We start from the raw sequence: 14,094 nt of genomic DNA on the forward strand, positions 1-14,094 counted from the left end.
CGCCCGCGCCCGCGCCCGCGCCCGCGCCCGCGCCCGCGCCCGCGCCCGCGCCCGCGCCCGCGCCCGCGCCCGCGCCCGCGCCCGCGCCCGCGCCCCAGCGCCGCGCGGCCTCGCCTCGCTTCCGGGCAACATCGCCCAGTGCCGTGCAGCCTCGCGCATCGCCGCGCAACTTCGCCCCATCGCCGCGCAGCCTCGCCCGTCGCCGCGCGGCCCCGTCGCCTCCGGGGCCGCCCCGGCCCTCAACCTCGCAGCAAGACCCCCGATGTCCGCTCCCGCTCGAAGAACGTCTCCGGCCACTCGATCGAATCCGGCGGCGCATCGATCGCCGCGGCTCGGCGGCGGAGTTCCGCCAAGTACTCCGTGTCCAGCACCGCGCGGGCCGACAACGGCTCGCGCAGCAACAGATCCGCCGGGCCCTCGTACAAATACGCGTCCACCCCCGGATACCCCCGCGTTCCCGGCGGATACTCCCGATTGACCGGGAAGTACGTCGTCTCCAGTGCACCCAGCCACGAACCCTTCACCGGCACCAAAGCCGGCCACGCACCCAGCTGCCGCTCCAGTCGAGCGTTGTCCGTCGTGAACCCACGGTGGTCCGCAATGACATACGCCGCCCCCGGGTAGGCGCGTTCCAGTTGGGCTACCGCTGCGCTGCCTCCGTCGTGGGTCAGGTGACCCAAGCCGAACAGCATCAAGGCCTTTCGGTTCTTCTGCAACACCTGGGTTTTCACCACCGACACGATCGACGCGTCGCGGTCCAGGAACGGGTCGAGGTCCGCCGGTGACCGCACTCGGCTCCAGTCGATCGGGGGATCGGTGGCCAGCACCCGGATCTTGCGGGCCGCCGGCAACGTCGTGTTGACCTGGCGGACCAACGCGAACAGCTGCTCGTAGAACGTCGAGAAGCCGCAGCTCGGCTGCGTCGTGTCGCGCCACACCTGGCTGATCTCCGGGACCTCGGCTCCGAAGATGTACGCGTCCAGCATCGGCTGGAGACGCGCGTTGCCGCACTCCACCGCTATGTCGTTCACCCGGCCCGGAAGCCTGGGGTCGCGGATCAGGTCGAACGCGAACGTTCCGACGTCGGGGCTGGACTTTGCCACGATCGGGTGGCTGTCGAACGCTGCCAGCAGCCCTGTCGCCGGGTCGGGGCGCTGCTGGCCCGCGTCCGCCGGGGCAGCCAGCAGAACGCCGGCCAGGAGAACGGCGGCCGTCAGCACGGCCAAGAAGAGTCGCATGCGGGTTCCTCGGGTAGTTCCCCCACTGTCTTACGACTGTAAGACAACTCGGCCAGCATCCCGGCGCCCACGTCCCCTGTCAAGGGTGGGTCAGTGGCGGAACGCCTCCGCCAGCCACCAGGATCCGCCGTCGTCGGCGATCTTGGCGTCGATCACCAACGGACCCGGCCGCGGCCCCGCGAGCCAGTCGCGCACCGGGGACAGGTCCTCCGCCGCCCGGACCGTGATACCCGTGCAGCCGAAGCCGCGGGCGAGGGCCGCCAGGTCGGAATCCGGGAAGCGGACCGTCGCCATGTCCGCGTCGCCGAAGTGGTGGACCTCCGCTCCGTACGCCGCGTCGTTGTAGACGATCACCACCAGCGGCAGGCCCAGGCGGACCGCCGTGTCCAATTCGGACAGTGCCATGTGGAACCCGCCGTCGCCCGTGCCCAGGACCGGCAGGCGGTCCGGGCGGGCCAGCGCCGCTCCGATGGCCGTTCCCAGACCCAGGCCGATGCTCTGGAACGCCTGCGTGAAGCAGAACCCCTGCTCATCGGGCACCGACAGGTACGCGCTCGGGTAGCCCATGAAATTGCCCGAGTCGATCGAGACGATCCGCTCGGCGGGCAGCAGCTCGTCCAGGAGCCTGCTCAACGTCCGGGGGTCGATGCGGCCGTCGCCGGACAGGTCCTCGTGCACGACGTCGTTCCAGCGGCCCGCCGCGATCCGGGCCGCCACCTCGTCCGTGCGGTAGCCCGGGCTCGAACAGGCCAGGGCGAGGACGTCCGACGCCGTGCACCCGACGTCGCCGACGACGCCCAGGTCGATCGGGCGGTGCGCGCCGAGCGCCGCCTGCTCGAGGTCGACCTGCGCCAGCTTCGCGTGCGGGCTCAGCAGCTTGCCGTGGCGGGTGGTCCACATGTTCAGCGCGCAGCCCCAGCCGACGACCAGGTCGGCACCCACGATCAGCTCGGCCGCCGCCGGGGAGGCGAAGCCGCCCGAGATGCCCAAGGCGAACGGGTCGTCGTGGAACAGGCCGTGCGCCACGGCCGACGTCGCCAGCAGCGCGCCGCACCGCGCGGCCAGTTCCCGCAGCACGTCCCCGCTCGAACGGGCGCCGCGGCCGGCGATGAACACCGGGCGCTCGGCCGCCGCCAGGAGGTTCGCCAGCGCCGCCACCGCGGCGGCGTCCGGCCGCACCGGCGCGGGGCCGGTCGGCACCGGCGGTGGGGGCGACTCCGGCGCCGGCTGGGCCTGGACGTCGAGGGGCAGGTTCAGCACCACCGTCCGGCGCTGCTGCCGGGCCGTCCGAAACGCCCGCACCGTGTCGGCCACCGCGCTCTCGGGTGAGTGCACGCGCTCCGGCACCGCGCCGACCGCCGCGGCCAGGCCGTCCTGGTCGATGCGGAAGTTCGACAGCACCGACGCGCCCGCGGAGCCCGCCGTGAGCACGAGCATCGGCGTCCGGCTCTTGGCCGCCTCCGTGATGCCGGTGACCGCGTTGGTCAGGCCGCAGCCCTGGTGCAGCGACAGCACCGACACCTCGCCGCTCATCCGGGCGTACGCGTCGGCCATGCTCGCCGCGCCGCCCTCGTGGCGGGCGGCGACGAACCGGACGCCGCCCGCCCGCAGCGCGTTGGTCACCTCGAAGTTCCCGCTGCCCACCACCCCGAACGCCGTGCCGACGCCGAGGCCGGCCAGGGTCCGGCCGACCAGTTCGGCGACGTTCACCGCTCCACCAGGGCCAGCACGCGGGCCGGGCTGCCCGAGCCGCCGACGATCGGCAGCGGGGAGACCAGCAGCAGCACGCCGGTCGGCGGCAGCGTCGCGAGGTTCTGCAGCTGGGTCAGGCCGTGCTTGCCCGCGCCCAGCAGCAGCTCGTGGCAGGGGAACATCGGCTCGAGGCCGGGCGCCTGGCCCGCGTCGGTGCCGACCGTCTCCACGCCGAGGCCGGTGATCGGTGCTTCCTCGGCGAGCCACCGCGCGCACTCGGGGGAGACGCCGGGGGTGTGCGAACCGGCCTCGTCGGCGTTGAGGAACTCCTCCTGGTCGCCGCTGCGGGTGTCCCAGCCCGTGCGGTAGAGCAGCCAGCCGCCGTCCGGCAGCGGCCCGTGCTCCGCCGTCCACGCGCGGACGTCGTCGATCGACAGCAGGAAGTCCGGATTTTCTGCGGCCCGCGCGGAGAAGTCGAGCACGACCGCGGGCGCCACCAGCGTCTTCAGCGGCACCTGCGAGACGTCATGACCGTCCTTTCCGGACACCCAGTGCACCGGGACGTCCAGGTGGGTGCCGGTGTGCTCGCCGGTGTGGATGTCGTTCCAGTACCACCGCGGCCCGCGCTCGTCGTAGCGGCTGATCTCCTCCAGCCGGAACGGGATCGTGTTGGCGAACGGCTCGGGCAACCGCAGAATCGGCGTGCTGGAGCTCAGGGGAGCGGTCAGGTCGACGATCTCGACCCCTCCGCCCGCGATCGCCTTGCCGAGCTCGTCCAACAACGACATGCCTGCCTCCCGGTGCCGGTGTGCGCGTCCGATCGAGACCCTATGCCTTGACAGCCGTGCACCGGGAGGTGTTGTCTTAATGTCGTAAGACAATAGGAGGGTGGGCAGGTGATCGAGTTCGTGCTCGACGGCCGTTCCCGGGTCGCCACGTACATGCAGCTCGTCGTCCAGGCGAAGCAGGCGCTGCGCGTCGGCCTCCTGCGGCCCGGCGACCAGCTGCCGAAGGTGCGGGACGTGGCCGAGGCGCTGGCGATCAACCCGAACACCGTGCTCAAGGCCTATCGCGAACTGGTCCTGGAAGGCCTGGCCGAAGGCCGCCCGGGGGTGGGCACGTTCATCACCGGCAGCCTGGCCGGACCGTCGCTGGGGAGCCAGGGGCAGCTGCGTGACGAGCTGGTGGCCTGGCTGGATCGCGCCGAAGCCGCCGGGATGTCGCCGGACGACATCGCCGCCCTCATCGAGACCACGATCCGCGGCACCCGGGTGCCGCACGACCTGTCGTAGGGAGTCCGGAATGGAACTGGCGGTGGAAGCCGCGGCGCTGGGCAAGCGCTACGGCCGCTCCTGGGCGTTGCGCGACTGCGCGCTGGAGGTGCCTGCCGGGCGGATCGCCGCGCTGGTCGGCCCGAACGGCGCGGGCAAGACGACACTGCTGCACCTGGTCGTCGGCCTCCTGAAACCCGACGCAGGCGAGGTGCGCGTCTTCGGTCGGGCTCCCCACGAGGCACTGACGGACATCGGGTTCGTCGCGCAGGACACCCCGCTCTACCGCGACTTCACCGCGGCGGAGCTGGTCACCATGGGCGGCAAGCTCAACCGCCGCCGCTGGGACGCCGCGCTGGCCCGCGACCGGCTCGCCATGCTCGGCATCCCGCCGCACCAGGCCGTGGGGAAGCTCTCCGGCGGCCAGCGCGCCCAGGTCGCCCTGGCCCTGGCACTGGCCAAACGCCCCCGGCTGCTGCTGCTCGACGAGCCCATCGCCAGCCTCGACCCCCTGGCCCGCCGCGAATTCATGCAGACGCTGATGGGCGCGGTGGCCGAGAGCGAGACGACCGTGCTGCTGTCTTCGCACCTGCTCGCCGACCTGGAACGCAGCTGCGACCACCTGATCGTCCTGCAGCGGTCCCACGTCCGGCTGGCGGGTCCGGTCGACGAGCTGCTCGCCGGCCACTGCACGCTCACCGGCCCGCGGGCCGGCAGCGAATCCATCGCCGGGGTCGCCGAGGTGGTCCGCGCGAGCCACACCGAACGCCAGTCGACCATGCTCGTCCGCCGGGGCGACGGCCCGATCGATCCACTGTGGACGGAGCACGAAGTGACCCTGGAAGACGTGGTGCTCGCGCACCTCGCCGAGGCGGAGACCCGCGTTCCGGCGTCCGCGTGGGAGGTGCCGGCGTGATCTGGCTGGTCTGGCGGCAACACCGCAAGCAGGCGTTGTTCACCCTCGCCGCGCTGGCCGCGCTCGGCGCGCTGATGGTGCCCACGGGCCTGGCGATGCACGCGAAGTACGACAACCTCGGCCTGGGTGCCTGCCGCGCCGCGCTCGGCAGCGCGTCGCTGATCACGCAGACCGAAGCCGTTTCGCGGTGCGAAAGCCTCGGCCACCAGTTCCAGCAGGAGTTCGGCGGCATGGTGTTCATCGCCGTGCTGTTCGTGGTCCTGCCGGTGCTCGTCGGCGTGTTCTTCGGCGCACCGCTGGTGGCCCGCGAGGTCGAGCAGGGCACCCACCGTCTGGTGTGGACGCAGGGGGTGACCCGCCTGCAGTGGGCGCTGGCCAAGTTCGGCCTGGTCGGGGCGATGACCACCGTGCTGTCCGTCGGGTACGCGCTGGGCGTGTCGTGGTGGTTCCGGCCGCTGGTCAGCGCGAGCACCGGCCGGCTGAACTACCTTTCGTTCGACGTGCAGGGGATCGTCCCGATCGCGTACACGCTGTTCGCGCTGGCGCTGGGCGTCTTCGCCGGGACACAGTGGCGAAAGGTCCTGCCCGCCATGGGGATCGCGCTGGTCGGGTTCGCGGCGGTCCGCGTCGCGATCGAGGTCCTCGCCCGGCCGCGGTACCTGCCCGCCCCAAGCCTCACCTTCTCGCCGACCGGCGGGCAGACGCCGAACCCGGCGTCCGGCAACTGGGTGATGGACGTCGGGGTCCGCAACGCGGCCGGGGACCTGGTCCTGCCGAACGCCCAGCTCGGCCCGTGCCCGCCCGGCGGCTGCGGCGACGACTCGGTCGGCCCCGGCGCGATGAACTGGCTGCAGTACCAGCCGGGGGACCGGTTCTGGCTCTTCCAGGGCATCGAGACCGGGATCTTCGTGCTCCTGGCGGCCGCGCTGGTGTTCTTCGCCCTCCGCCGGCTGCGCACGATCGCCTGAGATCACGCACCGGCCGCCGGCGCGGGTTCGTGAGTTTTCCACGGCCACCCGGCGTTCGGCGGCCGATCGGGTGATCTGCGGGGGTAAGCGGGCGAACCCGCCCCGGACTGTCGGTGCGGGGTCGTAAGGTCGCACCCGGTGAGGGAGCACAACGGTTCTGCCGAGGGGCGCGCGGGGGATCCGGAACCGTGGCGAGTGTGCTTGGTGAACTCGTCGGGCCGGGCACTGGGCGCCGGCATGCTGCTGGGCGAATCCACGGTGCTCACCTGCGCGCACGTCGTGCAGGCCGCGGGGGAGGAAGCGCTTTCGGGGGCGTCCGTGCTGGTGCGGTTCGTCGGGCTCGACGGTATGCCGGAGACGCTCGCCGCGGTGCGGCCCGGCTGCTGGGTGCCGCCGTCGGAAGACGGCCGCGGCGACATCGCGCTGCTGGACCTCGCCGAAGCGTTCCCGCACGTGCCGGGCGCGCCCTTGGTCCGGCTCGGCGCGGTGCGTGACCGGGTGGTCCACACCTACGGCTTTCCGGCGCCGCACCGCTACGGCGTGTGGGTGAACAACGCCCAGCTGGCCGGCCCGGCCGGCGCCGCGGGAGAGTGGATCCAGCTCAATTCGCCGTTGCCCGGCGAGCGCGTGCGGCGCGGGTTCAGCGGCGCCGGCGTGATCGACAAGGCCACCGGTGCGGTGCTCGGCATGGTGGTCACCGAATACACCGACGAACGCGCGGGGCTCGCCTACCTGATCCCGGTCGAGGTGATCGTCCGGCACGTGCCCGACGTCGCTCGGTGGGTGGGCGAGCCGCCGCGGCCGTCGGCCGGCCCGCTGATCGTCGTCATCGGGGACCGCGACTCCGCCGTCCGGGACGGTTTCCTGGCCCAGGTGCGGCGCGAGCGCCGGGGCTCCGGCGAGCGGCTCGCCGCGATCGTGGACGCGACCGGCAAGACCACCGGAGAGGTGGCCGAACACGTCAGCGCCGGCATCAGCACCGGCGAGGTGCTCACCGTGCTGGAGACCAATCCCGAGGACGTCGCGGTGGCGGTGACCGGCGTCGAAGACGCGCGGGCGCCGGAGGAAGTGCTCACCGACGTGGTGCGGCCGCTGGTCGACAAGGGCGCCACCGTGCTGGTCCAGTTCAGCGGGCCCGACTCGCCCGGCGTGCGCCTGGCCCGGCGCTGGGAGAACGAGCGCAACGCGCGACGCCTGGCTCGGCTGGCGCTGCTGGTCGAAATGGTGGAGCACGAGGAGGACCGCACGCGGGAGCGAGCCGCCCGGATCGGTGCGCGCACGGCGGTGCCCGGCAGCTCCGCGGATCTGCGGCTGCGGCTGGCGGCGCTGCGCTCGGCGGGCGAGCGGATCGAACCGGGCCGGGTGCGGCGAGCGCTGGCGGCGACCGAACGCGACGCGGAAGCGGCCCGGTGGGCGCTGGTCCGGTTGTACGCCGAGCTCGACGCGCTGGCCGCCCGGCACGACGAACTGCACGGACGGCTGCGCGGCTACAACGCCAAGGCGACCGACGCGGGCCTGATGGAGGACGAGGAACTGGCCGAGCTGTACCGGCCGGCCATGGCGGCGCTGACCCTGCGGCCCGGCGAGCCGGAAGCCGCCGCCAGGCTGGTCGAACGGTACGTACGGGCGGTCCGCCGCCGGCTGGAGGGCGCGTGACGACCGAAACCGCGTGGTGCCACGGCCGTCCGGTCGGCCCGATCGGGTTCTGCGAGGTGTGCGGCCGCCGCCGGGTGCCGGCCGAGCCGCCGCCGACGTCGGTGCCGGCCCCGGAAAGCACCCGCCGCAGTGTCGAGCTCTGGAGCGGCGAGGCGGACTTCCAGTCGCTGCCCGCGATCGAGGTGCCGGACCCGGAGAAACTCGTCCTCGCCGACCCGGAATACCCCGAGCAGCACCGGTTCTGCGGGCACTGCGGGGAACCCGTCGGCCGCGCGTACGCCGGCGAACCCGCGTTCGCCGAAGGGTACTGCGAAAACTGCGGTGAGCGCTTTTCCTTCCTGCCCAAGCTGAACCGCGGCGAGCGGGTCGGCGACCGCTACGACGTCCTCGGCTGCTTCGCCCGGGGCGGGCTCGGCTGGGTGTACCTGGCCGCCGACACCGCGCTGGCCGGTCAGCACGTCGCGCTCAAGGGCGTGATCAACAGCGGCAACGCCGTGCTGAAGGCGATGGCGCGGGTCGAACGCGACGTGCTGGTCCGGCTCGACCACCCGAACATCGTGCGGATCAGCGACTTCGTCGAACACCCCGCGCCCGGCGGTGGCGAACCGGACACCTACCTGGTGATGGAGTACGTCGGCGGGCGGTCGCTGCGGGACCTGCTCAAGCAGGGGCCGCCGCCGCGGGTGGAGCACGTGATCGTCTACGGCCGGGCGATCCTCGGCGCGCTCGACTACCTCCACGGCGAAGGCCTGCTGTACTGCGACATGAAGCCGGAGAACGTGATCCACGGCGACAAGCGGGTCAAGGTCATCGACCTCGGCGCGGCCCGCGCGCTCGACGACCCGGCCGGGCCGAGCGTCGGCACCGAAGGGTTCCAGGCGCCGGCGCACGAGCTCGCGCGGCACGGCCTGACCGTGCGTTCGGACCTGCACACCGTCGGCCGGACGCTGCAGGTGCTGCTCGAAGCCGCGAGCGAAGACATCGACCCGGACCGGGTCGCCGGCGGCCTGGACTCGCTGCACCGGGTGCTCGAACGGGCCGTCGCGCCGTTCGAGCGGCGGTTCGCCACGGCGGCGGAAATGGCCGAGCAGCTCGACGGCGTGCGCCGGGAAATCCTTTCGCTGCGCGACGAACGGCCGCGGCCGGTGCCGTCGGCGCTGTTCGAGGACACCGCGGAACTGCTCGACGACGGCCTCGGCGCGGTACCCGGCCTCGACCACTGGGCCGGCGGCGAACGCGGCGACGGCCCGCTGGACCTCGGCCTGCCGAGCGCCGCCGACGGGGCCGGCCGGCTGCCGATCCCGCGGGTCGCCCCCGAAGACGCCGCGGCCGAGTTCATCGCCATCGCGGGCGCGCCGGGGCCGCACCGCTGGCTGGGCAAGCTCGCGATGTTCGGCGAGCCCTCGGCCGAAATCGCGTTCGCCCAGACGCGCGCGCAGGTCGCGCTGAGGGATTCCGACGCCGCGGCCGCGGCGCTGTCCCGAGCCGAACAGCTGCTCGGCGCCGAAGCCGCCCGCGACTGGCGGGCGGCCTGGCACCACGGCCTGCTCGCGCTGGCCCGCGACGACGCCGAGCAGGCGGCGGCCGCGTTCGACCGGGTGCACCGCAGCTGGCCCGGTGAGATCGCCCCGAAGCTGGCGCTCGGGTTCTGCGCCGAGCTGCGCCGCGACACCGAGCAGGCCGAGCGCTGCTACCGCTCGGTGTGGCACCGCGACCACGGCCAGGTCAGCGCCGCCTTCGGCCTGGCCCGCTGCGCCCTGCGCAGCCACGGCCGCGACACCGCGGTCGCCCTGCTCGACGCCGTGCCGCCGATCTCGCGCCACTACGACGCCGCGCGGATCGCCGCCGTGCGGATCCGGGCCGGGCGCCTGCCGTCCGGGCCGCCGGGCCGGGACGACTTCGCCGACGCGGCGCGGCGGCTGCCCGAGCTCTACCTCGACCGGGAGGCCCACGACCGGCTGGAGGCACTGGTCCGCACCGCCGCGCTGAGGGGGCTGGACGGCGGCGAGGGCTGGAACGGTGGCGCACTCCTCGGCGAGCGCGTCACCGAACGCGGCCTGCGGTCGCTGCTGGAGCTGTCCCTGCGCCGGCTCGCCGAGCGGGCGCGCGACCGGAACGAACACGGCGTCCTGGTCGATCTCGCGAACTCCGTCCGGCCGAAGACGAGAAGGTGACCCGATGCCCGACCCGTCGTTCACCCTCCAGCTGAGCCAGAACAAGTACCTGGCGCCGAGCGACGACCGGATGGACGTCGTGCTCACCGTGCGGGTGGGCGAGGCCGGCGTCCCCGCGGCCGGGCCGCCGGCGACCGCCGAGCTGCTGCTGGTGGACTGCTCCAGCTCGATGGACTGGCCGCCGACGAAGATCGAGGCCGCGCGGCACGCCTGCCGGGCGGCCGTCGGCTCGCTGCGGGACGGCGTGCTGTTCGGGGTCGTCGAATGCACCGGACGCGCCCGGCTCGTCTACCCGGCCGAGCCGCCGCTGGCGGTGGCGAACGAGCGGACCCGCCACGAGGCGAAGGCGGCGGCGTCCGAACTCATCGCCGGCGGCGGCACGGCGATGAGCACGTGGCTGGACCTGGCCCGGGACCTGTTCGCGAAGACCCCGGCCGCCATCCGGCACGCGGTGCTGCTCACCGACGGCAAGAACGAGTCCGACCGCGCGGGGGCCCTCGAAGCCGCCCTCGACCGCTCCAAGGGCCGGTTCGCCTGCGACGCCCGGGGCATCGGCGACGACTGGGAACCGCGGGACCTGCAGCGCATCGCGTCGGTCCTGCGCGGCAGCGCGGACGCCGTCCTGGAGGACGCCGAACTCGCCGGGGACTTCCGGCGCCTGGTCGAACGGGCGATGGGCCGGACCGTGCCGGACGTCCGGCTGCGGCTGACCACGATGCCCTACAGCCGGTTGCGGTTCGTCAAGCAGGTCTTCCCGACCGAGGTCGAGCTCACCGCGCAGTGCCATCCCCAGGAGGGGAACGCGATCGAGCTGCCGACGGGCGCGTGGGGCGACGAGCTGCGCGAGTACCACCTCTGCCTCGACGTCGAGACCGGAGAGCTGACGCGGTACGAAGATCGGTTGCTGGGCACGGTCACGCTCCTCGCCGGCGCGGATCAGGCCGTCGGCGAACAACAGGCCGTCGTCGGCTACCTGACCGACGACCTGGCGCTGTCCAGCGTGCCGGACGACAACGTCGCTCGCGTCACGGGCCAGGCCGAGCTGGGCCGCGCGGTCCGGGCGGGCTGGGACGCCTTCGAGCGCGAAGACCGGGTGGCGGCGGCGCGCGAATGGGGGACCGCGGTCCGGCTGGCGACCGAGCTGGGCAACGCGGAGATCCTCAAGCGCCTGGGCCGGTTGATCGACGTGCGCGACGACGGCACGGTCGCGATCAAGGACGGCGTGCGCCCGCGGGACGGCTTTTCCCTGGTGCTCGGGTCGACGATCTCCACCTACACCGGTGCGGCGGAACCCGTCGCCGTCGCGCCCGAAGCCGGCGGCGCCCCGCGCGAATGCGTCCACTGTGGACACAAGGCGCGGCCGACCGCGAAGCGGTGCGGGCACTGTGGCGAACCGTTCGCGGCGGGAGCGCCGTCGTGACGGCGATCAGCACCACCCGGCAGACCCTGTGGTGGCTGCGGCTCGGGCTCGTCGCCGGCAGCGTGCTGGTGCTGGGGACGGCGCTGGCGACCTTCCTCGGCGTGCGGGCCAGCCTCGCCGAGGTGCGGGAGCGGACCGCGCCCGCGGTGCTCGAAGTGTCGCTCGCCAAGGGGGCGCTCGTGGCCGCGCACCGCGCCGCGATGTCGGCCTTCGAACGCAACCAGGTGCAGCTCACCGGGCCCAGCGAGCAGTACGAGGACGGGATCGCCCTGGCCAGCCAGCAGCTCGCCCGGGTCGCCGAGCACAACGCGGCCGGGGACCAGGGCAGCCAGACGCTCCGGCTGATCGAAGGGCTGCTGCCGGCCTACAACAGCGTCATCGGCCAGGCCGACGCCCACTACCGGCAGGACGGCGGTGGCGCGCTCGCCGCGAGCGACCTGCTGTCGGCGTCCGATCTGCTGACCGCACCGGAGAACGGCATCCTCGCGCGGCTCGACACGCTCGAAGCCGCCCAGCGGGCCGCGCTCGACCGCCAGCTGGACACCGAATGGCTGGACCCGGCGATCACGCTGCTGTGGGCGCTCCCGCTGGTCGTCCTGCTCGGCACGCTCGGGTGGGCCCAGCGGTTCCTCGCCCGGCGGTTCCGGCGCACGGTGAACACCGCCCTGCTGGCGGCCACGGCGGCGTGCGTGCTGCTGGGAGCGGGAACCGCGCTCCTGCTGGGGGTCCAGTCGGCCGCGCGGGACAGCGGTGCCGCGCTGGAACGGACCGTGGACACCCAGTCCGCCGGCACCACGGCGGCGGCCGCCGGGGCCCGGGCGGCGCTCGTCCGGGTGGTGGTCGCCCAGTGCGGGCCGGGCGGGGCGGCCGCGTGCGGCGACACCGTGGCCGCGCTGGCCGCCACGACGACCACCCCGCCCGGCGCCGCGGTCGCGCCGCCGGACGAGGTCGACGAGGCCGCGCTGCTCGGGCCGGGGCTCACCGAACCGGGCTGGACCGGCGCGCTCGGCTACGGGATTCCCGTGCTGGCCGCCGGGATCGGCGTTCTGGCGGTGAGCGGCCTGCAACCCCGGCTCGACGAATACCGGTTCCGCGCGAGGAGGGCGTCGTGAAGCGCTGCGCCGCTCTGGTGCTGGCCGTCGTCCTGCTGCTGTCCGGGTGCTCCGCCGGGAGCGGCCCGGAGCCGGTGACGGTGCTGGGGCCGTGGACCGGCGACGAGCAGAAGGCGTTCCGGCAGGTGCTCGACGGGTTCACCCAGGCGACCGGGATCCCGGTGGACTACCAGGGCACCCGCGCGCAGAACCAGGTCCTGCGCGGCGACCTGCAGCAGGGCACCCCGCCCCACGTGGCGGTGCTGTCGAACCCGGCCGAGCTCGCCGGGTACGTGCGCTCCGGGGACGTGAAGCCGCTCGACGCCGTCCTCGGTGCGGAGGCGGCCGCCGCGTACAGCCCGCAGTGGCGGAAGCTGCAACAGCTCGGCGAGAACGCCGTGTACGCGGTCGTGGTGAAGGCCGACCTGAAGAGCATCGTCTGGTACACGCCGAAGTCGTTCCCCGGGCCGATACCGTCCACATGGGACGAACTCGTCACGACGTCCCGGCGGCTGGCCGCGGCCGGGCAGCGGCCGTGGTGCCTCGGCATGGGCGCCCCGCCGAACTCCGGGTTCCCCGGCACGGACTGGCTGGAGGACATCCTGCTGCACCGCGCCGGACCGGACGTCTACCGCAGCTGGACCGCGGGCCGGCTGCCCTGGACCGACGCGGCGATGGTGGACGCCTGGCGCAGCTGGGGCACGCTGGTCCTCGCGCCGGGCGCGGTCCGCGGCGGCAGCACGGCGGCGCTGCTGACGTCGTTCGCCGACGCCGGCCGCGCGATGTTCGCCGACCCGCCCGGGTGCGCGCTGGAGCACCTCGGCTCGTTCGCGATCGGCGGGTACACCGCGATCCGGCGCGCGAGCGGGCCGCCGGTCCCCGACCGGGACTTCCGGTTCTTCCCGTTCCCCGGCGCCGGCCCGTCCGAGGTCTCGGCCGACCTCGCCGGGATGTTCCGCGACACCCCGGCGGCGCGCCGGCTCATGGCCTACCTGGCCGGGGCGGAGGGCCAGCGGATCTGGCCGTCCGGCGGGACGACGTTCTCGGTGCACCAGCACCTGGCCGGGCCGGACGTCTACCGCAGCGAGGTGAGCCGGCGGATCGCGGCGACCCTCGCCGGCGACGGCGACCTGTGCTTCGACGCGTCGGACCTGATGCCCTCGGCGATGACCAGCGCGTTCTACCAGGCGGTGCTGGAGTACCTGGCCCGTCCCGACCGGCTGCCCTTCCTGCTCGACAAGCTCGAGCAGGTGCGCCAGGGCATCGGTGAGGACCAGTGGCTCGACCTGCCGTGCTAGTCCGTTGAGGAGAAGGAGATCCGGTGCAGGAGTTCGTGCGGTTCCCGCTGGACGGCGGCGGTTCGGTGGTCGTCGAGGTCGAAGGGGAGCCGGGCCTGGAACAGGCGTCGGTGCCGTCGGGGGTGCTCCGCAAGGCGACCACGACCTTCGAGCACGCGCTGAGCGAGGTCCGCGCGGCCGCGTCCGCCGCGCTGGCGCAGTTCCGCGACCTGGGCCCGGACGAGGTCGAGCTCAAGTTCGGCGTCAAGCTGGACGCCCAGGCCGGGGCCGTGATCGCGCGGACCGGGCTGCAGGGCCAGTTCGAGGTCAAGCTGAAGTGGGTGCGCGGCGAGGCGGCCCCGGCCGAAGAGCCGGCCGAGGAGGGGTGAGG

The 14,094-nt window shown here is 73.8% G+C and carries 12 protein-coding genes; 9 read left to right on the forward strand and 3 right to left on the reverse strand.

Annotation, left to right across the window (positions count from 1 at the left end; genetic code table 11):
- Positions 1–239 precede the first annotated feature (239 nt).
- The 3 genes from ACWEF6_RS16820 to ACWEF6_RS16830 form a co-directional block, all read right to left on the reverse strand.
- Positions 240–1,238, reverse strand: a complete 999-nt coding sequence (locus ACWEF6_RS16820; protein WP_449683755.1) for a hypothetical protein — start codon at positions 1,236–1,238, stop codon at positions 240–242.
- Between the two features lie 90 nt (positions 1,239–1,328).
- Positions 1,329–2,948 carry a thiamine pyrophosphate-binding protein gene (locus tag ACWEF6_RS16825; protein ID WP_449683756.1) on the reverse strand — a complete coding sequence of 540 codons (1,620 nt, stop codon included), beginning with the start codon at positions 2,946–2,948 and terminating at the stop codon, positions 1,329–1,331.
- Entirely contained in the window at positions 2,945–3,718 is a 774-nt protein-coding gene (locus ACWEF6_RS16830; protein WP_449683757.1) for a cyclase family protein, read from the reverse strand. The genes ACWEF6_RS16825 and ACWEF6_RS16830 overlap by 4 nt, the downstream gene beginning before the upstream one ends.
- A 108-nt stretch (positions 3,719–3,826) precedes the next feature.
- On the opposite strand from ACWEF6_RS16830, the gene ACWEF6_RS16835 reads away from it, so the two are divergent.
- The 9 genes from ACWEF6_RS16835 to ACWEF6_RS16875 all read left to right on the forward strand — a co-directional run bounded on the left by ACWEF6_RS16835 (position 3,827) and on the right by ACWEF6_RS16875 (position 14,092).
- A complete protein-coding gene (locus ACWEF6_RS16835; protein ID WP_449683758.1) occupies positions 3,827–4,222 on the forward strand; it encodes a GntR family transcriptional regulator in 396 nt (131 codons plus the stop codon).
- A 10-nt stretch (positions 4,223–4,232) separates the two neighbouring features.
- On the forward strand, positions 4,233–5,117 hold the full coding sequence (locus ACWEF6_RS16840) for an ABC transporter ATP-binding protein (RefSeq protein WP_449683759.1): 885 nt from the start codon (positions 4,233–4,235) through the stop codon (positions 5,115–5,117).
- Positions 5,114–6,085: an ABC transporter permease gene (locus tag ACWEF6_RS16845; protein WP_449683761.1), complete on the forward strand. Its 972-nt coding sequence runs from the start codon at positions 5,114–5,116 to the stop codon at positions 6,083–6,085. The genes ACWEF6_RS16840 and ACWEF6_RS16845 overlap by 4 nt, the downstream gene beginning before the upstream one ends.
- A 204-nt stretch (positions 6,086–6,289) precedes the next feature.
- Positions 6,290–7,741, forward strand: coding sequence for a trypsin-like peptidase domain-containing protein (locus ACWEF6_RS16850; RefSeq protein WP_449683844.1), 1,452 nt, complete (start codon positions 6,290–6,292; stop codon positions 7,739–7,741).
- Positions 7,738–9,915: a tetratricopeptide repeat protein gene (locus tag ACWEF6_RS16855; RefSeq protein ID WP_449683762.1), complete on the forward strand. Its 2,178-nt coding sequence runs from the start codon at positions 7,738–7,740 to the stop codon at positions 9,913–9,915. Before ACWEF6_RS16850 ends, ACWEF6_RS16855 begins: the two co-directional genes overlap by 4 nt.
- 4 nt (positions 9,916–9,919) lie before the next feature.
- Positions 9,920–11,335 (forward strand): VWA domain-containing protein, encoded by a 1,416-nt coding sequence (locus ACWEF6_RS16860; RefSeq protein ID WP_449683763.1) that lies wholly within the window; start codon positions 9,920–9,922, stop codon positions 11,333–11,335.
- A complete protein-coding gene (locus tag ACWEF6_RS16865; protein ID WP_449683764.1) occupies positions 11,332–12,447 on the forward strand; it encodes a hypothetical protein in 1,116 nt (371 codons plus the stop codon). Before ACWEF6_RS16860 ends, ACWEF6_RS16865 begins: the two co-directional genes overlap by 4 nt.
- The gene (locus ACWEF6_RS16870; RefSeq protein ID WP_449683765.1) at positions 12,444–13,724 is read left to right on the forward strand and encodes an ABC transporter substrate-binding protein; all 1,281 of its coding nucleotides are present in this window, start codon (positions 12,444–12,446) and stop codon (positions 13,722–13,724) included. Before ACWEF6_RS16865 ends, ACWEF6_RS16870 begins: the two co-directional genes overlap by 4 nt.
- Before the next feature lie 23 nt (positions 13,725–13,747).
- Positions 13,748–14,092 carry a CU044_2847 family protein gene (locus ACWEF6_RS16875; protein ID WP_449683766.1) on the forward strand — a complete coding sequence of 115 codons (345 nt, stop codon included), beginning with the start codon at positions 13,748–13,750 and terminating at the stop codon, positions 14,090–14,092.
- Positions 14,093–14,094: the final 2 nt, after the last annotated feature.

The sequence above is a fragment of the Amycolatopsis sp. NPDC004772 genome (genome assembly GCF_053601215.1).

Excerpts from the sequence above, each read along its gene's own strand:
- ACWEF6_RS16860 (WP_449683763.1), top strand. The coding sequence starts at position 9,920 with ATGCCCGACCCGTCGTTCACCCTCCAGCTGAGCCAGAACAAGTACCTG.
- ACWEF6_RS16820 (WP_449683755.1), bottom strand. The coding sequence starts at position 1,238 with ATGCGACTCTTCTTGGCCGTGCTGACGGCCGCCGTTCTCCTGGCCGGC.
- ACWEF6_RS16840 (WP_449683759.1), top strand. The coding sequence starts at position 4,233 with ATGGAACTGGCGGTGGAAGCCGCGGCGCTGGGCAAGCGCTACGGCCGC.
- ACWEF6_RS16830 (WP_449683757.1), bottom strand. The coding sequence starts at position 3,718 with ATGTCGTTGTTGGACGAGCTCGGCAAGGCGATCGCGGGCGGAGGGGTC.